Annotated in this window: 15 protein-coding genes, 2 rRNA genes and 1 pseudogene; 12 read left to right on the top strand and 6 right to left on the bottom strand. The window is 63.4% G+C overall.

Annotated features, from left to right (window positions below):
- Positions 1-304 precede the first annotated feature (304 nt).
- The 6 genes from ACTDXD_RS20730 to ehuA all read left to right on the top strand — a co-directional run bounded on the left by ACTDXD_RS20730 (position 305) and on the right by ehuA (position 7,047).
- A 23S ribosomal RNA gene (locus ACTDXD_RS20730) occupies positions 305-3,439 on the top strand.
- Between the two features lie 136 nt (positions 3,440-3,575).
- A 5S ribosomal RNA gene (gene rrf, locus ACTDXD_RS20735) occupies positions 3,576-3,692 on the top strand.
- 237 nt (positions 3,693-3,929) lie between these two features.
- Entirely contained in the window at positions 3,930-4,829 is a 900-nt protein-coding gene (ehuB, locus tag ACTDXD_RS20740) for an ectoine/hydroxyectoine ABC transporter substrate-binding protein EhuB (RefSeq protein ID WP_440124130.1), read from the top strand.
- 16 nt (positions 4,830-4,845) lie between these two features.
- Entirely contained in the window at positions 4,846-5,580 is a 735-nt protein-coding gene (gene ehuC / locus ACTDXD_RS20745) for an ectoine/hydroxyectoine ABC transporter permease subunit EhuC (protein ID WP_440124131.1), read from the top strand.
- Positions 5,577-6,221 (top strand): ectoine/hydroxyectoine ABC transporter permease subunit EhuD, encoded by a 645-nt coding sequence (ehuD, locus tag ACTDXD_RS20750; protein ID WP_440124132.1) that lies wholly within the window; start codon positions 5,577-5,579, stop codon positions 6,219-6,221. Before ehuC ends, ehuD begins: the two co-directional genes overlap by 4 nt.
- 61 nt (positions 6,222-6,282) lie before the next feature.
- Positions 6,283-7,047 carry an ectoine/hydroxyectoine ABC transporter ATP-binding protein EhuA gene (gene ehuA, locus ACTDXD_RS20755; RefSeq protein ID WP_440127731.1) on the top strand — a complete coding sequence of 255 codons (765 nt, stop codon included), beginning with the start codon at positions 6,283-6,285 and terminating at the stop codon, positions 7,045-7,047.
- Positions 7,048-7,057: 10 nt separating this feature from the next.
- Here ehuA and ACTDXD_RS20760 read toward each other — a convergent pair whose 3' ends face one another.
- Positions 7,058-8,602 (bottom strand): adenylate/guanylate cyclase domain-containing protein, encoded by a 1,545-nt coding sequence (locus ACTDXD_RS20760; RefSeq protein ID WP_440124133.1) that lies wholly within the window; start codon positions 8,600-8,602, stop codon positions 7,058-7,060.
- A gap of 43 nt (positions 8,603-8,645) precedes the next feature.
- On the opposite strand from ACTDXD_RS20760, the gene nucS reads away from it, so the two are divergent.
- A complete protein-coding gene (gene nucS, locus ACTDXD_RS20765; protein WP_440124134.1) occupies positions 8,646-9,323 on the top strand; it encodes an endonuclease NucS in 678 nt (225 codons plus the stop codon).
- Between the two features lie 3 nt (positions 9,324-9,326).
- Complete coding sequence (locus tag ACTDXD_RS20770; RefSeq protein WP_440124135.1) at positions 9,327-9,665, top strand: ATP/GTP-binding protein; 339 nt, start codon at positions 9,327-9,329, stop codon at positions 9,663-9,665.
- 68 nt (positions 9,666-9,733) lie between these two features.
- On the opposite strand, the gene ACTDXD_RS20775 is transcribed toward ACTDXD_RS20770, so the two are convergent.
- Positions 9,734-10,930: a hypothetical protein gene (locus ACTDXD_RS20775; RefSeq protein ID WP_440124136.1), complete on the bottom strand. Its 1,197-nt coding sequence runs from the start codon at positions 10,928-10,930 to the stop codon at positions 9,734-9,736.
- A gap of 79 nt (positions 10,931-11,009) precedes the next feature.
- The gene (gene mce, locus ACTDXD_RS20780; protein WP_440124137.1) at positions 11,010-11,495 is read right to left on the bottom strand and encodes a methylmalonyl-CoA epimerase; all 486 of its coding nucleotides are present in this window, start codon (positions 11,493-11,495) and stop codon (positions 11,010-11,012) included.
- A 97-nt stretch (positions 11,496-11,592) separates the two neighbouring features.
- On the opposite strand from mce, the gene ACTDXD_RS20785 reads away from it, so the two are divergent.
- The 3 genes and pseudogenes from ACTDXD_RS20785 to ACTDXD_RS20795 all read left to right on the top strand — a co-directional run bounded on the left by ACTDXD_RS20785 (position 11,593) and on the right by ACTDXD_RS20795 (position 14,234).
- Complete coding sequence (locus ACTDXD_RS20785; protein ID WP_440124138.1) at positions 11,593-12,783, top strand: acetyl-CoA C-acetyltransferase; 1,191 nt, start codon at positions 11,593-11,595, stop codon at positions 12,781-12,783.
- A gap of 105 nt (positions 12,784-12,888) precedes the next feature.
- Positions 12,889-13,248, top strand: a complete 360-nt coding sequence (locus ACTDXD_RS20790) for a DUF3817 domain-containing protein (protein ID WP_440124139.1) — start codon at positions 12,889-12,891, stop codon at positions 13,246-13,248.
- A gap of 94 nt (positions 13,249-13,342) precedes the next feature.
- Positions 13,343-14,234, top strand: a pseudogene (locus ACTDXD_RS20795) (tetratricopeptide repeat protein).
- 69 nt (positions 14,235-14,303) lie between these two features.
- Here the strand turns inward: ACTDXD_RS20795 and ACTDXD_RS20800 are convergent.
- From ACTDXD_RS20800 to ACTDXD_RS20810, 3 genes are all read right to left on the bottom strand, one after another.
- Positions 14,304-15,755: a metallopeptidase gene (locus ACTDXD_RS20800; protein WP_440124140.1), complete on the bottom strand. Its 1,452-nt coding sequence runs from the start codon at positions 15,753-15,755 to the stop codon at positions 14,304-14,306.
- A 33-nt stretch (positions 15,756-15,788) separates the two neighbouring features.
- Positions 15,789-17,942, bottom strand: a complete 2,154-nt coding sequence (gene glgB, locus ACTDXD_RS20805; RefSeq protein WP_440127732.1) for a 1,4-alpha-glucan branching protein GlgB — start codon at positions 17,940-17,942, stop codon at positions 15,789-15,791.
- Positions 17,943-18,049: 107 nt separating this feature from the next.
- Positions 18,050-20,068, bottom strand: a complete 2,019-nt coding sequence (locus ACTDXD_RS20810) for an alpha-1,4-glucan--maltose-1-phosphate maltosyltransferase (protein WP_440124141.1) — start codon at positions 20,066-20,068, stop codon at positions 18,050-18,052.
- A gap of 229 nt (positions 20,069-20,297) precedes the next feature.
- Between ACTDXD_RS20810 and glgP the strand changes: the two genes are divergently transcribed.
- A complete protein-coding gene (gene glgP / locus ACTDXD_RS20815; protein WP_440124142.1) occupies positions 20,298-22,874 on the top strand; it encodes an alpha-glucan family phosphorylase in 2,577 nt (858 codons plus the stop codon).
- Positions 22,875-22,896: the final 22 nt, after the last annotated feature.

Genomic DNA, 22,896 nt, shown 5'->3' on the forward strand with positions numbered 1-22,896 from the left:
CTAAGGAGCATCTCCTGTCTCGGATCGACACGTTGGTGTCGGGGGAGCAGGCAGAGCCATTACGGACACACATGTTGTCCGGTGGTGCTCATGGGTGGAACGCTGACAAGTACTTCTCATCCGGGTTTGTCCACTGTGGCGAATTCGAGGGGTTATATCGGTGCACTGTTGGGTCCTGAGAGAACACGTTGTTTGTGTTTGATCAGCGACGATGACCTGCGAAAGTTTTCCGCCTTCAGGGTGGGTTCCGGTAGGGGTTGTTGTGTGTTGTTTGAGAACTGCACAGTGGACGCGAGCATCTTTGTTGTAAGTGTTTATGAGCGTACGGTGGATGTCTTGGCACCAGGAGCCGATGAAGGACGTGGGAGGCTGCGATATGCCTCGGGGAGCTGTCAACCGAGCTGTGATCCGAGGATTTCCGAATGGGGAAACCCAGCACGAGTGATGTCGTGTTACCCGCGCCTGAATATATAGGGCGTGTGGAGGGAACGTGGGGAAGTGAAACATCTCAGTACCCACAGGAAGAGAAAACAATATGTGATTCCGTCAGTAGTGGCGAGCGAACGCGGAAGAGGCCAAACCATGGGTGTGTGATACCTGGCAGGGGTTGCACTTGTGGGGTTGTGGGGCTTTTCTTCTCATCACTGTCATGATGAGCGAGAGTAAGAAACCGGTGGATTAGTCGAAGTGGTCTGGAACGGCCTGTCGTAGAGGGTGAGAATCCCGTAGACGAAAATTTGCCGGCTCTCGTGAAAGGTACCCAAGTAGCACCGGGCCCGTGAAATCCGGTGTGAATCTGTCGGGACCACCCGATAAGCCTGAATACTCCCTGGTGACCGATAGCGGACTAGTACCGTGAGGGAAAGATGAAAAGTACCCCGGGAGGGGAGTGAAATAGTACCTGAAACCGTGCGCTTACAATCCGTCAGAGCCTGTGCAGTCTTTGGTGGCTGGTGGGTGATGGCGTGCCTTTTGAAGAATGAGCCTGCGAGTTAGTGGCATGTCGCGAGGTTAACCCGTGTGGGGTAGCCGTAGCGAAAGCGAGTCCGAATAGGGCGGTGCAGTGGCATGTTCTAGACCCGAAGCGGAGTGATCTACCCATGGCCAGGGTGAAGCGATGGTAAGACGTCGTGGAGGCCCGAACCCACTTAGGTTGAAAACTGAGGGGATGAGTTGTGGGTAGGGGTGAAAGGCCAATCAAACTCCGTGATAGCTGGTTCTCCCCGAAATGCATTTAGGTGCAGCGTCGCGTGTTTCACTCTGGAGGTAGAGCTACTGGATGGCCGATGGGCCCTACAAGGTTACTGACGTCAGCCAAACTCCGAATGCCAGGGTGTGAGAGCGCGGCAGTGAGACTGCGGGGGATAAGCTTCGTAGTCGAGAGGGAAACAGCCCAGATCGCCGGCTAAGGCCCCTAAGCGTGTACTAAGTGGAAAAGGATGTGGGATCGCTGAGACAACCAGGAGGTTGGCTTAGAAGCAGCCACCCTTGAAAGAGTGCGTAATAGCTCACTGGTCAAGTGGTCCTGCGCCGACAATGTAGCGGGGCTCAAGTACACCGCCGAAGCCGCGGCATTCGCATGACACACGCTTGTTTCTGCGGAAACTTGTGCAGTGGTGTGGATGGGTAGGGGAGCGTCGTGTGGCCGTGGAAGCAGCAGTGTGAACTAGTTGTGGAGGCCATGCGAGTGAGAATGCAGGCATGAGTAGCGAAAGACGAGTGAGAAACTCGTCCGCCGAATGACCAAGGGTTCCTGGGCCAGGTTAATCCGCCCAGGGTGAGTCGGGACCTAAGGCGAGGCCGACAGGCGTAGTCGATGGACAACGGGTTGATATTCCCGTACCCGTGTGAACGCGCCCCTGATGAATCACTGGTACTAACCGTCCTGAAGCAGGTCTGTTCCCTTCGGGGGATGGGTGTGTGGATGCACGGGACCTTCGGTGGTAGTAGTCAAGCGATGGGGTGACGCAGGAAGGTAGCTGGGCCGGCTGGTGGAATAGCCGGTGTAAGCCTGTAGGGCGAGTGGTAGGCAAATCCGCCACTCATGTGCCTGAGAGGTGATGCGTAGCCGTTGTGGTGAATTCAGTGATCCTATGCTGCCGAGAAAAGCCTCTAGCGAGCTTTCACATGGCCCGTACCCCAAACCGACACAGGTGGTCAGGTAGAGAATACTGAGGCGATCGAGATAACTGTGGTTAAGGAACTCGGCAAAATGCCCCCGTAACTTCGGGAGAAGGGGGACCTCGTCTGGTGATCGCCTTTACGGTGTGAGCTGGGTGGGGTCGCAGAGACCAGAGAGAAGCGACTGTTTACTAAAAACACAGGTCCGTGCGAAGTCGTAAGACGATGTATACGGACTGACGCCTGCCCGGTGCTGGAAGGTTAAGAGGACCGGTTAGCTGCCCTTGTGGTGGCGAAGCTGAGAATTTAAGCCCCAGTAAACGGCGGTGGTAACTATAACCATCCTAAGGTAGCGAAATTCCTTGTCGGGTAAGTTCCGACCTGCACGAATGGCGTAACGACTTCTCTGCTGTCTCGACCACAGACTCGGCGAAATTGCATTACGAGTAAAGATGCTCGTTACGCGCGGCAGGACGAAAAGACCCCGGGACCTTCACTATAGCTTGGTATTGGTGTTCGGTTCGGTTTGTGTAGGATAGGTGGGAGACTGTGAAGCGGGCACGCCAGTGTTTGTGGAGTCGTTGTTGAAATACCACTCTGATCGTATTGGATGTCTAACCTCGGGCCCTGATCGGGTTCAGGGACAGTGCCTGGTGGGTAGTTTAACTGGGGCGGTTGCCTCCTAAAATGTAACGGAGGCGCCCAAAGGTTCCCTCAGCCTGGTTGGCAATCAGGTGTTGAGTGTAAGTGCACAAGGGAGCTTGACTGTGAGACTGACAGGTCGAGCAGGGACGAAAGTCGGGACTAGTGATCCGGCACCGGCATGTGGAAGCGGTGTCGCTCAACGGATAAAAGGTACCCCGGGGATAACAGGCTGATCTTCCCCAAGAGTCCATATCGACGGGATGGTTTGGCACCTCGATGTCGGCTCGTCGCATCCTGGGGCTGGAGTAGGTCCCAAGGGTTGGGCTGTTCGCCCATTAAAGCGGCACGCGAGCTGGGTTTAGAACGTCGTGAGACAGTTCGGTCTCTATCCGCCGCGCGCGTAAGAAACTTGAGGAAGGCTGTCCCTAGTACGAGAGGACCGGGACGGACGAACCTCTGGTGTGCCAGTTGTCCCGCCAGGGGCATGGCTGGTTGGCTACGTTCGGAAGGGATAACCGCTGAAAGCATCTAAGCGGGAAGCCTGTTCCAAGATGAGGTTTCTCACCCTTTATTGGGGTAAGGCCCCCGGCAGACCACCGGGTTGATAGGCCGGAACTGGAAGCGCAGTAATGTGTGGAGGTGACTGGTACTAATAGGCCGAGGACTTATCATGAAGGTGTTACGCGTCCACTGTGCGGTGTCTGAAACAGCACCCGATTCGTCAGAATTGGGTGGGCGGAGCTCCTGATGTGAGGGGGCTGTGTTCACTCGGTTCGACACGCGTGAGCGTGGGTATAGTTTCATAGAGTTACGGTGGTTATAGCGATGGGGAAACGCCCGGTCCCATTCCGAACCCGGAAGCTAAGCCTGTCTGCGCCGATGGTACTGCACTCGTCAGGGTGTGGGAGAGTAGGTCGCCGCCGTGCACCCGTTCCGAAGGGGGACTCACTTTGTGGGTCCCCCTTCGTGTTGTCTGAACAGTTCCGTGTCCCGGTCCGCGCTGCAGCCTCCGCGTAGGTTACGAGATGGTAACAACGCGATTCTGGTTTCCGGTTTGACTCTTTCTGTCGGTAACGTCCGCTGGGCAGATCCGTTGGGTCGTGCTGCAAGGCGGTACGGATCCTCCCGGGTCGTTCCTAGTGACGACGAAAGGGATTGGGACGATGAGTATGCGACTTGGTAGAAACGCGGCCGTGAAGTTCGCCGCTGGTGTTGCCGGACTGGGATTGGTCGGTGCGTCGATTGCCGGCTGTACCAGTACGGACACCGGAAGTACGGAGGGTGGGACGTCCCTCGAGAGCTTGCGAGAGGCCGGAACTGTCACTGTCGGATTCGCCGGCGAGGCCCCGTACAGCTTCATGGAGGACGGTGAACTCACCGGCGCGACCGTTGCACTTCACCGTGAGATCTTCAAGAACCTCGGTATCGAGAACGTGGAAGGCGTCGCCACCGACTTCGGTGCGCTCATTCCCGGTCTCCAAGCGGGTCGGTTCGACGTCGTCAGTGCCGGCATGTCCATCCTGCCGCAGCGATGCGAGCAGGCGCTGTTCAGCGAGCCCGAGTTCAACTACACGACAGCGTTGATGGTGCCTGAGGGCAATCCTCAGAACCTGTCGGACATCCAGTCGATCAGCGACGCGGGCGCCAGCCTGGCGGTCATGACGGGCGCGATCGAGTCGGACTATGCCGCGGAGTCGGGAATCGACGCGATGCAGGTCGCATCCGCGCAGGACGGCATGGATGCGGTGATCAACGGTCGTGCCGATGTCTTCGCTCTCACCGGTATCTCGCTCAACTGGATGAAGCAGAACAACGAGTCGGCACCGGTCGACGTCACGCAGTCATTCGTTGCCGAGATCGACGGAGTGCCTCAGGTCGGTGCGGGCGGCACCGTCTTCCGCTTGGGCGACGAAGAACTTCGCGACGCCTACAACGAGGAGCTTCAGAAGATCACGTCGGACAAGGACAAGTACCTGTCGATCGTCGGTGAATTCGGTTTCACCGAAGAGGAATTGCCCGATCCGGAACTGACCACGGCGATGCTCTGCGAGGGCGTCTCCTGAGAGCGGGTTCGCCAGAATGGATTTCGGTTCGAAGATCGAGGCGCTGACCAGTGCGTTTCCTCGAATACTCGATGGAATCCTGGTCACTCTCTACCTCACGATCGGTAGTGCGTTCTTCGCGTTCCTGCTGGCCGTCGCCTTCGGGTTGGCGGCCGGCGCGAAGAACCTGGTCCTGAGGGGGAGTTCCCGGATTGTCATCGAGTTCTTCAGGGGCACTTCGCTTCTGGTGCAGTTGTTCTGGTTCTTCTATGTCATGCCGCTGTTCGGCTACCGGCTCGAGCCGATCGTGTGCGGCATCCTCGCACTGTCGTTGAACTACGGTGCGTACGGTGCGGAAGTGGTGCGCGGCGCGATCGCGTCGGTCCCGCGTCCGCAATGGGAGGCCGCGACAGCGCTGAATTTCAGTTATTGGCAACGTCTTCGGAGAGTCATCTTTCCGCAAGCATGGGCTGAAATGATCCCACCGCTGACGAACTTGCTGATCCAGCTGCTCAAGGGGACAGCGCTCGCAAGCTATATCCTCTTGCAGGACCTGACCTTCGAGATCGAGCAGTTACGTCGCACCACCGGCGACACCCTGTTTGCCTTCGGTGTCGGGCTCGTCTTGTACTTCATTGTGGGATATGCGTTGACACTGTTGATGAATGCGCTCGAGGTACGGGCGAAGAGCAGGCTGGGGACAGGTCCATCGATGCGTGAGATCTTCGGCCTCGCACCGGTGATCGACAAGCCCGAGGAGGTGAAGACATGACCGTCGACTGGAGTTGGCAACGCGCCTGGGATGCGCTTCCGGTGTTGCTCGAAGGATTCAAGATAACCCTGCTCGCCACCGTCCTCGGTTTCGTTCTCGCCGCAGTGTTGGGCTTGGTCGTGGCAATCGCCCGACGAAGTCTGCCGCGTCCCTTGTCGATGGTGCTCGGCGCCGTCGTCGAGTTCATTCGCCTCACACCGTTGGTCGTCCAGTTGCTCTTCGTGTACTACATGCTTCCGCAGTTCAGTGCGCTGCAGATCGGTATCACGGTATTGGGCATCCATTACGCGACGTACATGGCCGAGGTGTATCGGGCTGGGATCGAAGCCGTACCTGTGGGGCAGTGGGAGGCAGCAAGGGCGTTGTCGTTGCCGAGCATCCGTACGTGGCGGGCGGTCATCTTGCCGCAGGCCGTACGCCGGGTGGTTCCTGCGCTGGGAAATTACGCAGTCTCGATGTTCAAGGACACGCCGTTTCTCTTCACCATTTCCGTGGTCGAGATGGTCACTGCAGCACAGCAGTTCGGTGCCAGGAATTTCCAGTATCTCGAGCCGTTGACATTGGCCGGATTGATCTTCCTGATTGCGAGCTACCCGACCTCATTGCTGATTCGCCGATTGGAGCGTCGCCTTGCCTACTGATCTGACCAAGGACACCGGTGGAGGTGCGGATCCATCCAGTGGCGGAACGTCGGACGAGCCGATGATCCGGTTCGAATCCGTAGTGAAGCAGTTCGGCGACAACGTCGTGCTCGACCACCTCGACTTCGATGTCGCCCCCGGCGACCGAGTGACCCTGATCGGGCCGAGTGGCTCGGGCAAGACCACGATCCTGAGGCTTCTCATGACCTTGGAGAAAGTCGACGGCGGCGTGGTGTGGGTCAAGGGAGAGCCGTTGAGCCACGAACGCAAGGGAACGAAGCTTGTTCCCGCTTCCGAGAAGCATCTGCGCAAAGTGCGGCAGAGCATCGGCATGGTGTTTCAGCATTTCAACCTGTTTCCGAACATGAACGTCATGGAGAACCTCACCGAGGCGCCCATCCACGTGCTGGGTCGCAAGAAGGCCGACGCGGAAGCTCGGGCGCGCGAACTACTCGCGATGGTGGGTCTGTCCGACAAGGAGAGAGCGCACCCGACTCAGCTGTCGGGTGGTCAACAGCAGCGCGTGGCCATCGCCCGCGCACTGGCGATGGATCCCGACATCCTGCTGCTCGACGAGGTGACATCAGCGCTCGACCCGGAGCTGGTCGCCGACGTGCTCGACGTTCTGCGGCAGATCGCGGACACCACCGATATCACGATGTTGATCGTCACGCACGAAATGCACTTCGCTCGGGACGTCTCCAACCGTGTTCTGATGTTCGACAAGGGGCGAATCATCGAACAGGGACCGCCCGAGATCATTTTCACCAATCCGACAGAGGAGCGGACACGCAAGTTTCTCGACGCAGTCCTCGCAGGGGAGTGAGGGATCGAGGTCACTCGGTCGGTACTGCCAGCCGAGTGGCCTCTGCCCGGCCGCGCAATGTGATTTCGTTCTGCACGGTCCATTCGGATGCCTCGTCGCTCGTGGCGGTGTCGAGGGCGCGACTCGATGCAAGGACGTAGCCCGGCACGGTTTTCGCGAGGTCGGACAAACGCGCCGCCTCGTTCACCGGGTCGCCGATGACGGTGTACTCGAAACGTTCTGCGGCACCTATGTTTCCCGCGACCGCCCGACCTGCCGCGACCCCGATCCCGGCGCGACACTCGGGGACCTCGGCTGCGAGTCGATGTGCCATCGTGCGAGCGGTCCGCAACGCACGACCCGACGCATCGTCGACCCGCAGCGGTGCACCGAAGATCGCCAGCGCCGCGTCACCCTCGAACTTGTTGACCGACCCACCGGCGCGGTGGACTTCCTCCACGACCACCGCGAAGAAGCGATTGAGCAAGGCGACGACTTCGACAGGGGGCCGCTCGCTTGCCAGGGCCGTAGACCCGACGATGTCGATGAACAGCACCGCGACATCACGCTCCTCGCCGCCGAGGATGTCTGCGCTCTCGAGAGCTTCGGCTGCGACATCTCGTCCGACGTGCCTACCGAAGACCTCTCTGATGCGCTCGCGTTCCCGCAATCCATCGGCCATACGGTTGAATCCGGCCTGGAGTTCGCCCAGTTCGGTCCCGTCGTACACCACGATCTTGGTGTCCAGGTCGCCTTTCTCGATCTGTGACATGCCGTATTGCACCGATTCGATCGGGGCAATACTCGAGCGCACGCTGAGGAACAGCAGCAACGAACCGACGAGCAGGGTGATGCTGCCGAGCGCGAGGATGGTCACAGCGAAACGGACCGGGGTTACCGGCCGAATGAAACTGAACACCGCGATGAGCATCAGTCCGATCACGGGGATACTGCTGCCGAGGGCCCACGCGAGCATCACCCGGCCGGTGGTTCCGGCAAAGCGATGACGTCGGGGTGCCCCTGCCTCGAGCGCCCTTGCTGCGATCGGCCGAAGCGCGAATTCGGTGAACAGGTAGACGAATCCGCACACGGTGGTTCCGGCGAGCAGGATCGTGATGGACACCTTGGGAATAGTGTCGGGATCGATTATCCCGAGACACGTGGTGAACAGGACCAGCCCGATGACCCAGAGCAAACCCTGTTGCAGGGTCATCCGCAGCGGCAGATTCAGGGCTGTCCGTTGCTCTCGGGCGGTGGGACGACGGCCGTCGAGAGCCCAGCCCAGATGATCCACACCGTAGCGGGTGCCGAGAATGGTCCCGACCACGATCGCCACGACCACATACGCCGGGGCGAGGACGGCGATCACAATGAGAAACTCCGAGGTGAGCAACGACGGCCCGGGGATCACGACATTGATGAGGGTCGCTGCGATCAATGCGCCGACGATGTGAGTGCCTGCCAGCGAGAGAGTCAGCAACGACTGGACCCGAATTCGGAGTCGCCGGACCGGCTCCTCCGGCTGTCCCAGGATCGCGGAACCGAGCGGCGCGGTACGGCTGTTGCGTGCTGACATGGTCGTTCGAGCGTAGACGAGGTCATCCTTTAGGGTGGGCTCTGTGCGCCTAGTGATTGCTCGTTGCCGTGTCGACTACATCGGACGTCTGACCGCACACCTTCCCACCGCACGCCGATTGTTGTTGGTGAAAGCGGACGGGTCGGTGAGCGTGCATGCCGACGACCGTGCCTACAAACCCCTCAACTGGATGAGCCCGCCGTGCTGGTTGTCGGAAGAGGCTCCAGAGGAGGATGCCGAGGCGCTCTGGGTGGTCACGAACAAGGCCGGCGAGCAGTTGCGCATCACCATCGAGGAGATCGAGCACGACTCGAGCCATGAACTCGGAGTCGATCCGGGCCTGATCAAGGACGGCGTCGAAGCGCACCTGCAGGAACTGCTCGCCGAACATGTGGAAACCCTCGGTGCGGGATACAGTCTGGTGCGCCGCGAGTTTCCTACGGCCATCGGCCCTGTCGACCTACTCTGCCGCGATGCCGACGGCGCTACCGTCGCGGTCGAGATCAAGCGGCGTGGCGAGATCGACGGGGTGGAACAGCTCACGCGCTATCTCGAACTGCTCAATCGGGATCCGCTTCTCGCGCCCGTGAGCGGAGTGTTTGCCGCCCAGCAGATCAAGCCGCAGGCCAAGACGCTCGCGACCGATCGCGGTATCCGCTGCCTGGTACTCGATTACGAGGCGTTGCGGGGGACCGAGAGCACCGAATTCCGGCTGTTCTGAGCCATGCCACGCCGGAATCGTCCTCATGCGTCGCGCAAACACTCAAAGGCGGACGCTGAGTCGTCGGGCTCGGAGTCGTCGTCTTTCGGTTGGGCGACCACGCGGTCCGAGTCGGGACCTGCCGGTGCGGAGTCCGAACAGTTCACGGTGCGGACGGTGCCGGGGTCGCGAGCGACGAAGCCGTATCGCTGTCCGGGATGCGACCACGAGATCGCGCCCGGGACGCCCCACATCGTGGCGTGGTCGACCGACGTTCCCGGCGGCGCCGATGATCGTCGGCATTGGCACAACGGATGCTGGTCGGCCCGCGCACGGCGGGGGCCGACCCGACGGTGGTCCTGACCCGACGGCGGTCCTGACCCGACGGCGGTCCTGACCTGACTGCGATCCTGGACCCGGCGTGGTTGCGACTACCGCCGTACTCTGCTCGCCACCGCAGGCGAACGGCCACTGCCACCGGGACGCGGAGACTCGCCTCGGGCCGGAGCGGGCTGCTGAGTCTGCTTCGGAGCCTTCGGCGTTGTGCCTCGATCGCTCACGCGTGCTTCGGCTTCGCTCGAGTCCGTGCTGTTGCTCGCACTCTTTTCGGTGCGGGCGCCGGGCTTGCCGGACCCCGGTCCCGAGTTCGTGGTGCCGGGGTCGCCGTTGTTGCCTCCGCGCTGGGCACTGTCGGGCTCGGCCTTCGGTGCGGGCTGGGCGGACGAGTCGTCCCCGGCATCCGACGGTGCTGCGGTGTCGTCCGAGAGGTTGCGGGCAAGGAGGTCGGTTTCCTCGGTTACCGCCGCGAGCATGTCGGGTACGCCGTCGAGTTGTTCACGGACGGCATCGAGCTGGCCGAGAATGCGTCCCCGCATGACGAGCAATTCCTCGGTGAGCCCCTTGGCGTTCGCGATCTTGCGTTCGGAGGCCTCGGTGGCCACCGCGAGGCGTCGGCTCGCTTCGGAGGTGGCCTGTTCGAGGCGACGCTCTGCTTCGCCCTTGCTCGAGCGCTCGAGCTCGTCGAGTGAACCGAGTAGTTTCGACCGGCGTTCGGACATCGTGATCTCGAAGTCCTGCTGCACCTGCTCGCGCTTGCTTTCGGCCTCGGCGGCACGACGGTCGGCCTCGGCGCGCGCGGCGGCAATGATCCGGTCGGCTTCGGCGCGCGCGGCAGCCATCGTGCGGGAGTGTTCTTCCTCGCAGGCGAGGCGCCGATTCTCGAGGTCCTCGAGTCGCTTCTCGAAATCACCGCGGAGACGAATGCCTTCTTGCTCGGCGAGAGAGACCATCTCGGCGGCATCACTCTCAGCGCGGGCTCGAAGCTCCGACGCTTCGTCGGATGCCAATCGGAGCATCCGGGAGATGCGGTCGCTCATGCCTTCGGCGGTGGTCGGAGGAACCGAGAGGCGATCGACGTCCTTGCGCAGATCGTCGATCTCGTTCCGTGCATTCTCCAGCTGACGGGCCAGATCCCGGGCCTGTGCGGATGCCGCGTCGCGGTCGGTTGCCGTCACGCGGAGCTCGGCTTCGAATCGGGCGAAGTAGTTGGTCACCTCGTCGCGGTCGAAGCCCTTCCGCACGAGGGAGAACGGCAGGTGACTGGGAGCGCGATCACGATCGAAGACCATGAAGCCAATCTACCCGCTCGAATCCGGAATCACTTGGGCAGCTCCAGCACCACAGTGCTGGAGCTACCCACGCATCGGGTCAGTGAGCGGAGTTCGCGGCGGGCTCGACGAGCTCCACCAGAACGCCACCGGCATCCTTCGGATGCAGGAAGTTGATCCGCGAGTCGGCGGTGCCGCGGCGCGGTGCGTCGTACAGAAGCCGCACGCCTTGTTCACGCAGGTGCGTGGAGATCGCATCGAGGTCGGTGACCCGGTAAGCGAGCTGCTGCAACCCGGGGCCGCTACGGTCGATGAACTTCGCGATCGTCGAGTTCTCGTCGAGCGGGGCCAGCAGCTGGATCTGGGTGGCGCCGTCGGGACTGCCGGGAACGGAGAGCATGGCCTCCCGGACACCCTGCTCCTCGTTGATCTCTTCGTGCGTGGACACGAGCCCGACGTTCTCGGCGTACCACGTGAGTGCGGCGTCGAGATCGGGCACGGCGATGCCGACGTGATCGATCGCCGTGACGAGCCCGGAGGACAGAGCGGCCGCTGCAGGCGACATTGTGGGAGAGGTCTCGGTCATGCCTCTGACGGTAGCGGTACCGTTGGTCAAGCTCATATCGGGTCCCAGGTATTCCACCGAGTGAGCATCCGCATTGTCTATTCGGAGGACATTTCCCGTGAGCAGTTCTGTCATTGTCGCTGGAGCCCGTACACCGATGGGCCGCCTGCAGGGTTCGTTGAAGGACTTCTCGGGAGCCGATCTCGGCGGTGTCGCCATCAAAGGCGCCCTGGACAAAGCCGGGGTCGAGCCGGAGAAGGTCGATTACGTGATCATGGGCCAGGTGCTCACTGCAGGCGCCGGCCAGATCCCCGCACGTCAAGCCGCTGTTGCCGCAGGCATCCCGATGGATGTACCGGCTCTGACCATCAACAAAGTGTGTCTGTCGGGCCTCAATGCCATCGCGATGGCCGATCAATTGATCCGCGCGGGCGAGTTCGACATCGTCGTCGCAGGCGGCCAGGAGTCGATGACGCAGGCCCCGCACATGCTCGAGAAGAGCCGCGCCGGATTCAAGTACGGCGATGTCACTCTGCGCGATCACATGGCCTACGACGGTCTGCACGACATCTTCACCGACCAGGCGATGGGACTGCTGACCGAATCGGCGAATGCCGATTCCGATTTCGTTTCTCGTGAGGAGCAGGACGCGTTCGCCGCGGCCTCGCACCAGAATGCGGCGCGTGCCTGGAAGGACGGTCTGTTCGACGACGAGGTCGTGCCCGTGTCGATCCAGCAGCGCAAAGGCGATCCGATCGTATTCGCCACCGACGAGGGCATCCGCGCCGACACCACCGTCGAATCGCTCGGCAAGTTGCGTCCTGCGTTCGCGAAGGACGGCACTGTCACCGCAGGCTCGGCATCCCAGATCTCGGACGGTGCGGCAGCGGTGGTCGTGATGAGCAAGGCCAAGGCCGAGGAGCTCGGTCTGAGCTGGATCGCGGAGATCGGTGCGTCGGGTGTCGTCGCAGGCCCCGACTCGACGTTGCAGCAGCAGCCGGCCCGCGCGATCGCCAAGGCGTGTGACCGCGAGGGCATCGCCCCCGCGGATCTCGATCTCGTCGAGATCAACGAGGCGTTCGCCGCAGTGGGTATCGCATCGGCTCGCGAGCTCGGCATCGATGCTGGCAAGGTCAACGTCAACGGTGGGGCGATCGCACTCGGACACCCGCTCGGTATGTCCGGCGCCCGCATCGCGCTGCATCTCGCGTTGGAGCTGAAGCGCCGCGGCGGCGGCATCGGTGCGGCTGCGTTGTGCGGTGGTGGCGGGCAAGGCGACGCGCTGATCGTACGGGTGCCGAAGGCCTGATCCTCGAACTCGAACCCCTCACGGCCCTCGACGTCCAGCGTCGAGGGCCGTGATGTCTCTCACTCCACTACGAGTCGTCGTAGATTAATGGGCACAATGGCCCTTATGACGACGATCTTCGACCTGTCCACTCCCGCGAAGAGGTTCCGCCTCGTGGCCATCTGGGAGGCCGTGACCTGGCTGGCCCTGCTGATCGCGATGTTCTTCAAATGGGTTCTCGGGTACGAGGAAGCCATCCGCATCCCCGGCATGGTGCACGGCATTGCCGGATTCATGCTGTTCGTCGTCGTCACCTTCATCACCGCGTGGGCGCTGAAGTGGGACATCAAGACCACGTTCCTGGCGCTCGTGTCGAGTGTCCCGCCGTTCGGCACCATCGTCTTCGAGCGCTGGGCCGTCAAGACCGGCCGCCTCGCGGAACTCTCCGAGCCCGGTAGCCGCAAGGACGCACCCGCCACCGTCTGACCGTCCGCAGCTTCAGCGGCCGCGGCATGCCAAACTGGAAGGCGTGACTCGACCCGGTTCCCGTCCTTCACGTTCCGCCGCCGCGGCCGCGGCGCTGTCCGGCGCGGTGGATCTCGCGCCCCTCAAAGAGAGGGCTGCCACGCCGCCTCCTCCACCCCCCCTCCGGTGACGGCACGCAAGGTGCACTCCCGCCGATCGTGGACGTCACCGAGGCCACCTTCGAAACCGAAGTGCTCCAGCGCTCGACCCAGGTGCCCGTCATCGTGGACCTGTGGGCCACCTGGTGCGAGCCCTGCAAACAACTCTCGCCACTTCTCGAGAAGCTCGCCACCGAGGCCGCAGGCGCGTGGGTGCTCGCCAAGGTCGACGTCGACGCCAACCCTCGGATCGCCCAGGCCTTCGGAGTCCAGTCGGTACCGACCGTCGTTGCGATTGCCGCAGGGCAGCCACTGGCAGACTTCCAAGGCGTCCAACCCGAACCGGCTCTGCGACAGTGGCTGGAGGCGATCGCCCAGGCTGTCGAAGGCAAGTTGTCGGGCCCTCCCTCTGCGGAAGGTGAGCCGGCCGAGCAGCCCGCGGATCCGCGTTTCACCACTGCCGAACAGGCTCTCGAGCAGGGCGACTTCGAGGGCGCCGAAGCCGCGTACAACCTGATTCTCAACTCCGAGCCCGACAATGCCGATGCCAAGGCCGCGCTACGGCAGGTGAAATTCCTGGCCCGGTCCCAGGGCATTCCTGCGGATGCGATAGCGCGTGCGGATGCTGCTCCCGCAGATCTCGAGGCGCAACTCGTTGCGGCCGACGCCGAACTGTCCGCGCAGGACCCCGAGGCGGCCTTCGAGCGGATCATCGCTTTCGTCAAGCGCAGCGCCGGCGACGACCGCACTGCAGCACGCACACGGCTACTGGAGCTGTTCGAGCTGTTCGACACGGCGGAGCCATTCGTGGTGGCTGCACGTCGCAAGCTTGCGGCAGCGCTCTACTGACCAGTCCCTTCGCGACTCCATCCCTTCGCGACTCCATCCCTTCGCGACGAGGACTCACCGGCCGCTGTCTCAGCGGTAGCGGCCGGTGCACGAGTTCTCGCCGCCGAGGACCCCGGTGCGGAACGCATCCACCCGCGCGAACCCACTCGGCACGGTGTTGCCGTTGACATCGCTCGCCGCGAGGCCGTCGCGGAGCAATCCGGACACGGCCTCGTCGAGATCCCCAGGGGAGAGCCACACCATCTCGGCGTCCGAGTCGAGTTCCGAGGCGACGGTGCTCGAAGGACTCAAGGCCGCGCTGATCACCCCCGACAGGCATGCAGCACGCAAGGCGGTCCGGGCATCTGCGAGACCCTGGCCCGCATCCTGCTGCACCGCGAGCGCGTACCGGGACGCGACAAGGACGTAGGCGTTGTAGTCACCGCGCACATCGGCACTGAAACCGTCGCGTCGTGAACTATCCGGGGTGCCGACCGCGGCGAGTTCCTCGAGGTCGACCCCCACGGTATTCGTTGCCGGACAGTACGACACCGGCACCGTCGTCTTCGCGTCCGGGCAGCCGAGATCCGCACCCGACAGTTCCAGTTCGGGAGGCGATTCGAGATCGAACACGTGGTGGAACGACTCGAAGATGGTCTCGACCGACTCCGCAGTCACAGGTAGTTCGCCGTCGTCGATGCTGTCGAAATACTGGGGCAGATCCGCACGCCGGGATTCGATCTCTGCCGCATCGATACGCGGACAGGTCGCGGCGCCGTCCGTGAAGCCGATCTGCACCGCCGTTACGCGTTCGAACGCGGATCCGTGGATCGAATCCGGATCGTTCGGGTCGCTGTCGCGAAACAACACCATCGACGCCAGGACCTTGTTGAGGCCGTCCGCAGTATTGAGTTCGAAATGCTCGGAGTCGCCCTCGGCGACATGTCGCATGAAGGCCCCGGCGAAACAGTCCGCCTGTTGCTCGAACACGATGCCGGGATCATCGTCACCAACGATCCCCGCCGAGTACTGGATGGCATGCCCGTATTCATGGGCGAGCACGGTGACCGCCGACATGGGGCCGAAGTCCTCGACGAGTTGCGGCATGAGGTAGGCGCGGTCCCAGCCGATGACGTCCCCACCGCTGCAGTACGCCGCATTGATGAAGTCATAGGTGGACTCGCCGCAGAAACGGGGGCCGCGACGCTCGGAGGGATCCCACGAGATGATCGTGCCGACCGGTTCGAAGTCGCCTCGCGCGACCGCGCTGTACTCCTGCCTCCAGTACTCCTCGAGGTCGGCGATCGCGTTGCCCGCAAGGATGTCGATCTCACCGCCATCGGTGTTCTCGATCGTCACGTCGGCATCGGCGACACCGCTGCGTGGCCCGGTCGGGCCCGACACCACAGGTAGACCTGCGACGGTGAACGGATTGTCGTAGATCGACACCGCTGTTCCCGAGACCTGCTGCGTACAACCGGCCACCAGGACAGCCGCAAGAGCCGGAAGTACCGGGGTGAACCATCGGCGTCGTCGTGTCACGTCGAACCATTCTCCATCAGTCGCTGCCGGCGATCACCGCCGCGGCGACAGCCAGAGCGCGCCGTGCGCCGGAAGCGTCACCCGAGCCGAAGCCGGGCGACCGTGCCACGAATGCGTCGTGGCGATCACCGCGCCGAGATTACCTGTGCCGCTTCCCTGATACGCGGTCGCGTCCGTGTTGAGAATTTCCTCCCAGGCACCCGGCTCCGGCAGCCCCACACGGTAGTCGGCGTGGATGCTGCCCGAAAAGTTGTACAGGCACGCGATCACCGAACCGTCGCTGCCGTAGCGCAGGAAGCTGAGCACATTGTTGTGGGCATCGTTGGCATCGATCCACGAATACCCGCCGGGGGTGGTATCGAGCGTGTACAGCGCCGGGTGGTGGCGGTAAATGCGGTTCAGATCGGCGACCAGCGTGCGGATACCGGTATGCAGTGCTCCGGTGTGTGGATCGTCGAGCTGCCACCAGTCGAGACCGCGCTCCTCGGACCACTCACCGACCTGTCCGAATTCCTGTCCCATGAACAGCAACTGTTTCCCGGGATGCGACCACATGTACGCGAGCATCGCGCGCAACCCGGCAGCTCTGGTGCGGTCGTCGCCGGGCATGCGCGTCCACAACGTGCCCTTGCCGTGGACGACCTCATCGTGACTGATCGGCAGCACGAAATGCTCGCTCCACGCATACATCAGGGAGAACGTGATCTCGTGGTGGTGGAAAGTCCGGTGGACCGGGTCGTGCATCAGATACCCGAGGGTGTCGTGCATCCAGCCCATGTTCCATTTCATCGAGAACCCGAGCCCCCCGACATTCGTCGGCCGCGTCACACCGGGCCACGCCGTGGATTCTTCCGCGATCGTCACGACACCGGGATGGTGCTTGTGCACTGTCGCGTTGAGTTCCTGCAGGAACGCGACGGCATCGAGGTTCTCGCGTCCACCGAATTCGTTCGGGGTCCAGCCGCCCTCGGGCCGGGAGTAGTCCAGATAGAGCATCGACGCCACGGCGTCGACTCGCAATCCGTCGATGTGGAACTCTTCGATCCAGTACAGCGCGTTCGCGACGAGGAAGTTGCGCACCTCCTTACGCCCGTAGTCGAACACGTAGGTGCCCCAATCGAGCTGTTCGCCGCGCCGGGGATCGGCGTGTTCGTAGAGGGGGGTGCCGTCGAAACGGGCAAGTGCCCACTCGTCCTTCGGGAAGTGCGCGGGCACCCAGTCCATGATCACGCCGACATCCGCGGCGTGCAGTCGATCGACGAACTCGCGGAATTCGTCGGGTGTCCCGAACCGCGCTGTCGGCGCGTAGTACGAGGTGACCTGGTAACCCCACGACCCACCGAACGGATGCTCGGCGACGGGCATGAGTTCCACATGGGTGAAACCGGTCTCCCGCACGTACTCGGCCAGCTGGTCGGCGAGCTCGGAATACGTCAGTCCCGGACGCCACGACCCGAGATGCACCTCGTACACACTCATCGGTTCCTGCCAGGGCTGGGCTTGGGCGCGCGCGGCGAGCCACTGCTCATCGCGCCACTCGTGCGAGCTGCGTGTGACCACCGACGCGGTCGCCGGTGGCACCTCGGTGGCGAATGCCATGGGATCGGCCTTGTCGCGGATCGAACCATCGTGCCCGTGGACGCGATACTTGTACAGCTGACCCGGCTCGACGCCGGGCACGAACAACTCCCACACACCGCTCGACCCCAGAACGCGCATCGGAGCGGTACCACCGCCCCACAGGTCGAACTCGCCGATCACCGTCACGCCCCGAGCACCTGGAGCCCACACCGCGAACGACGTTCCGGTGACCGTGCCGTCGGGAGTGTCGTACGAGCGGGGACGGGCACCGAGGACTTCCCACAACCGCTCGTGCCGACCTTCACTGATCAGATGACGATCGAGTTCGCCGAGAGTGGGCAGAAACCGGTACCCGTCTGCGACGACCACTGTGTGATCGAACGGATATGTCACGACCAACCGGTAATCGGCGGGATCGTGTATCGGAAGCAACGCGCTGAACACATCGTGTCCGACCGATTCGAGAGGATGATCCGTTCCCCCCACACGCACGTCGACCTTCTGTGCACCGGGCCGCAACGCCCGGAACACTGTGCCCTCAGGGTGCGGATGCGCACCGAGGATCGAATGGGGATCGTGGTGCTCGCCGGCTGCAAGGCGTGCCAGCTCGTCGGGATGCGGCGCGTGACGCGGCGCGGACGTGCTCGACCGGTCGCGCGGGGGCGTAGCTCGACCACGCTCCGGTGTGGGCTCCGGTGATGACGGCGGCACGGTCACGGTTGCCTCCTGTGCGCGAGAGTTGTGCGAACGGGAACTCCGATGCGGGGCAACACCAGGATGTGAGCGACCGATCGCCACGGTTCGAGCCGTACGAAATTGGCCTGGCCCCAGTGGTATTGCTCGCCGCTCACTTCGTCGTACACCGGCAGATGGTCGTGCCAGTCGTGGCCGAGGGCGGGCATGTCGAGCCAGATCGTGCCCTGCTCCGCGGCATACGGATTCAGGTTGACGATGGTGAGCACCGTATCGCCGGTCGTCGGGTCGAACTTCGAGTACCCGATCAGAGCGTCGTTGTCGATGTGGTGGAACGTGATGTTGCGGAGCTGCTGTAGCGCCGGATGCGCCCGCCGGATCCGATTGAGCTCGGTCAGCCATGGCTCGAGGGATTCCCCGCGACGGCGGGCGTCGTCGAACCGCCTCGGACGCAATTGGTACTTCTCCGAATCGAGATACTCCTCGCTGCCGGGTCGCAGCGGAACATGCTCGTACAGTTCGTAACCTGAGTACACACCCCACGTCGGAGAAAGGGTTGCGGCCAACGCTGCTCGCAGGGCGAACATTCCTGGACCGCCGTGCTGCAGCGACTCGTGGAGGATGTCGGGGGTGTTGACGAACAGATTCGGCCGCGCCTCGTCCGCCTTGGCTGCGATCTCCAACCCGAACTCGGTGAGCTCCCACTTCGCGATCCGCCACGTGAAATACGTGTAGGACTGCGCGAAGCCCCGGCGCGCGAGACCGTACATTCGTGCGGGGCGGGTGAACGCCTCGGCGAGGAACACCACATCCGGATCGCTCTTGCGGACCTCCTCGATCAACCACTCCCAGAAGTCCGGTGGCTTCGTGTGCGGATTGTCGACCCGGAAGATGCGTACGCCCGCCGCGATCCAGTGCCGGACCACACGTAGCACCTCGGCGTAGATGCCGTCGCGGTCGAGATCGAAATTGATCGGGTAGATATCCTGGTACTTCTTGGGCGGGTTTTCCGCATATGCGATCGTTCCGTCGGGCAGCACCGTGAACCATTCGGGATGCGACTGCGCCCACGGGTGGTCCGGTGCGCACTGCAGCGCGAGATCGAGGGCAACCTCGAGATCGAGTTCGCGGGCGCGCGTGACGAAGTCGCGGAAATCCTCCTCGGTACCCAAGTCGGGGTGAATGGCGTCGTGGCCGCCTTCTGCTGATCCGATCGCCCAGGGCGATCCGACATCGTCGGGTCCCGCGACCAACGAGTTGTTCGGGCCCTTCCGGTTGATCTTGCCGATCGGGTGGATCGGCGGCAGATACACCACGTCGAACCCCATCGCGGCGATGCGCGGAAGGTCGGCAGCTGCTGTCGCGAATGTGCCGTGCCGCGGGGTGCCGTCATCGTTCCAGCCCCCCGTGGACCGGGGGAAGAACTCGTACCACGAACCGAACAGCGCGCGGCGCCGCTCGACGATCGCCGTGTACGCGCGACCGCGGGTGACGAGCTCGCGCAGTGGATGCGCGCGGAGGACCTCGGTGACGTCGGCAGAGTAGGCAGGCGCGACACGTTCGGGAAGTGTGCGATGCGACCGTAGCGCTGCGGATACTGCGAGCAGCGCCGGCCGGCTCCCGCGGGGAGCCGCCTCGGCGGTGCGCTCGAACAGCCGGGCGCCGATCTCCAGGTCGTTGGCCAGATCCTCCGGCCCCTGGCCCGCATCGATTTTCGCTTCGACGGCGTGACGCCACGTGCCGATCGGATCGCTCCAGGCTTCGATACGGTAAGTCCATCTGCCAGGGCTGGTCGGGGTGAACACCGCGTTGAACGTGTCGGGTTCGCGGCCCGGTGCCATGGGGATCCGCACGAGCTTGCCCATGGTCTCGGGGTCCGCGGCCGGACCGCGCACCGCCAGCGTCGCCGCGAGTGCGTCGTGGCCTTCGCGCCACACCACCGCCGAGACAGGGACGACCTCACCGGCGACAGCCTTGGTCGGGTACCTCCCGCCGTCGATCGCGGGCCGAACGTCGTCGATGGCGAGACGACCTGTCACGTGTTCTCCGTTCGCTGGGGCGGGCGGGCGGCCCGCGCCGAAATGAACCGTGGGGTGTACGACCACAACCCTATTCCAGGCGACCCCAGAGTTCCGGTCATGCATGCCGGAAGGGCGAAACACCCCCTTTGTAGCATCTGTCCGGATCGGTCGACCCGTGGGTCACGTCAATTGAGGGGGCCGCAACAGGACCCGTCGCACACACGAGAACCTGGGTAGGATTCGCGGGGTGAAAGCCTTGCGTCGGTTCACTGTCCGAGCCCATCTGCCCGAGCCGCTCGCCGCGCTGGAGGCACTGACAACGAATCTGCGCTGGTCGTGGCACCCGCAGACACAGGACTTGTTCGCTTCCATCGACCCTGAGCTGTGGGCGAAGGTCGACGAGGATCCGGTCCGACTGCTCGGTGAGATCGCACCGTCGCGTCTCGATGCATTGGCGACCGACAGTGAATTCCTTGCGCGCCTCGACGCAGCCGCCGCGGATCTCGACCACTACCTGTCGCGCCCGGCCTGGTACCAACTCCAACGCGAACGCGGCACCGCTATGCCGGAGGGCATCGCGTACTTCTCGATGGAATTCGGTGTCACCGAGGTCCTTCCGAACTACTCGGGTGGGCTCGGCATCCTCGCAGGCGACCACCTCAAGGCCGCCTCCGATCTGGGAGTACCGCTCATCGGCGTCGGATTGCTGTATCGCTCCGGCTACTTCAAACAGTCGTTGAGCGCCGATGGCTGGCAGCTCGAGCACTACCCGTCGTACGACCCCCAGGGGTTACCGCTGCGGCTCCTCACCGAATCCGACGGCACGCCGACACTCGTGCGTGTCGACGTGCCCGGTGCCCGCACCCTCGATGCACGGGTGTGGATCGCGCAGGTGGGCCGCGTGCCGCTGCTGCTCCTCGATTCCGACATCGCGAGCAACGACGAGGACATGTGCAAGGTCACCGATCGCTTGTACGGCGGCGGACAGGACCACCGCATCAAACAGGAGATCCTCGCGGGCATCGGCGGGGTACGGGCCGTGCGTGCCTACACCCGCATCCACGGGCTTCCCGATCCCGAGGTATTCCACATGAACGAGGGCCACGCCGGGTTCCTCGGGGCGGAACGAATCCGCGAACTCGTCACCACCACCGGCCTGGATTTCGACGAAGCGTTGGTCGCGGTGCGCGCCGGAACCGTGTTCACCACCCACACCCCGGTGCCCGCGGGCATCGACCGTTTCCCTGTCGATCTCGTTCGTCACTACTTCGCGGGTCCCAACGGAGAGAACGAATCGGCTTTGCTGCCGGGCCTGCCGGTCGACCGGATCCTTGCGCTCGGTCGCGAGGACGACCCCCACGTGTTCAACATGGCCCATCTGGGTCTGCGTCTCGGACAGCGATCCAACGGCGTGTCCCGACTGCACGGTGAGGTCAGCCGCGGGATGTTCGAAGGGCTGTGGCCCGGATTCGATGCCGCCGAGGTGCCTATCGGGTCGGTGACCAACGGCGTCCACGCACCTACCTGGGCCGCCCGCGAATGGATCACCCTCGCCAACCGGCTCGCCGGACCGGATCGCGTCGAGGAAGCCCGCGGCTGGGAGCTGCTGCAGAGCGTCGACCCGGCCGAACTGTGGTCCACCCGCAACGTGCTGCGCGGACAGCTCGTCGACGAGGTTCGACGCCGTCTGCGCAACTCGTGGCTCGAACGCGGCGCCACCGAGGCAGAGCTCGGCTGGGTCAGCACCGTCTTCGATCCGGGCGCCCTCACCGTCGGCTTCGCGCGCCGCGTGCCCACCTACAAGCGGCTGACACTGATGCTGCGCGACCCCGAACGGTTGCGCGCCCTGCTGCTCGACGAGGAACGGCCCGTGCAGCTCGTCGTCGCAGGTAAAAGCCATCCCGCCGACGACGGAGGCAAGGGCCTGATCCAGCAGATCGTGCGTTTCGCCGACCAGCACGACGTGCGGCACCGCATAGTGTTCCTGCCCGACTACGACATGTCGATGGCGCGCTTCTTGTACTGGGGATGCGACGTATGGCTCAACAACCCGCTGCGCCCGCTCGAAGCATGCGGAACGTCGGGCATGAAATCGGCACTCAACGGCGGACTGAACCTGTCCATCCGCGACGGATGGTGGGACGAGATGTTCGACGGCGAGAACGGGTGGGCCATCCCGACCGCCGACGGCGTCGATGACGTGCGACGCGACGACCTCGAAGCCGGAGCCCTGTACGAGCTGCTCGAACGCTCGGTACTGCCGCGCTTCTACGAGCGCGATGATCACGACGTGCCCACCCGATGGATCGAGATGGTGCGTCACACCCTCGAGAAGCTCGGACCCAAGGTCCTCGCATCACGCATGGTGCGCGACTACGCCGTCGACTACTACACACCCGCTGCGGAGGCGGCGCGCGTGGTTGTCGCCGACGACTTCGCGGGAGCCAAGGCGCTGGCCGATTACCGGCACCGTATCGACTCCGCATGGCCGGCGGTGCGGGTCGCGCAGGTCGACAGTCACGGACTGCCGGAAAGCCCCGTCATCGGATCGAGTCTCGGCCTGATCGCCCATGTCCAACTCGGCGGACTGTCGCCCGACGATGTGCAGGTACAGGCGGTGTTCGGCAAGGTCGGATCGGACGACACCCTCACGGACACGGTGACGGTGGCGATGAAACACTCCGGCTCCGATCCGCTCGGGGAAGAGTTCACCGTCGACGTGCCGCTGCCGCTCTCGGGTGCGGTCGGTTACACCGTCCGGGTACTCCCGCACCACGACCTGATGGCGACTCCCGCCGAGTTCGGCATGGTCGCGCTGCCGTGAGTGACGAAAGTGTCGTTCCGAG

Source organism: Rhodococcus sp. SJ-3 (assembly GCF_051918125.1).
Classification (GTDB): Bacteria; Actinomycetota; Actinomycetes; order Mycobacteriales; family Mycobacteriaceae; genus Rhodococcus.

Bases quoted from the DNA above. Each gene is read 5' to 3' on its own strand.
- ehuB (WP_440124130.1), top strand. From the start codon at position 3,930: ATGAGTATGCGACTTGGTAGAAACGCGGCCGTGAAGTTCGCCGCTGGT.
- ehuC (WP_440124131.1), top strand. From the start codon at position 4,846: ATGGATTTCGGTTCGAAGATCGAGGCGCTGACCAGTGCGTTTCCTCGA.
- ehuD (WP_440124132.1), top strand. From the start codon at position 5,577: ATGACCGTCGACTGGAGTTGGCAACGCGCCTGGGATGCGCTTCCGGTG.
- ehuA (WP_440127731.1), top strand. From the start codon at position 6,283: ATGATCCGGTTCGAATCCGTAGTGAAGCAGTTCGGCGACAACGTCGTG.
- ACTDXD_RS20760 (WP_440124133.1), bottom strand. From the start codon at position 8,602: ATGTCAGCACGCAACAGCCGTACCGCGCCGCTCGGTTCCGCGATCCTG.
- ACTDXD_RS20770 (WP_440124135.1), top strand. From the start codon at position 9,327: ATGCCACGCCGGAATCGTCCTCATGCGTCGCGCAAACACTCAAAGGCG.
- ACTDXD_RS20775 (WP_440124136.1), bottom strand. From the start codon at position 10,930: ATGGTCTTCGATCGTGATCGCGCTCCCAGTCACCTGCCGTTCTCCCTC.
- mce (WP_440124137.1), bottom strand. From the start codon at position 11,495: ATGACCGAGACCTCTCCCACAATGTCGCCTGCAGCGGCCGCTCTGTCC.
- ACTDXD_RS20790 (WP_440124139.1), top strand. From the start codon at position 12,889: ATGACGACGATCTTCGACCTGTCCACTCCCGCGAAGAGGTTCCGCCTC.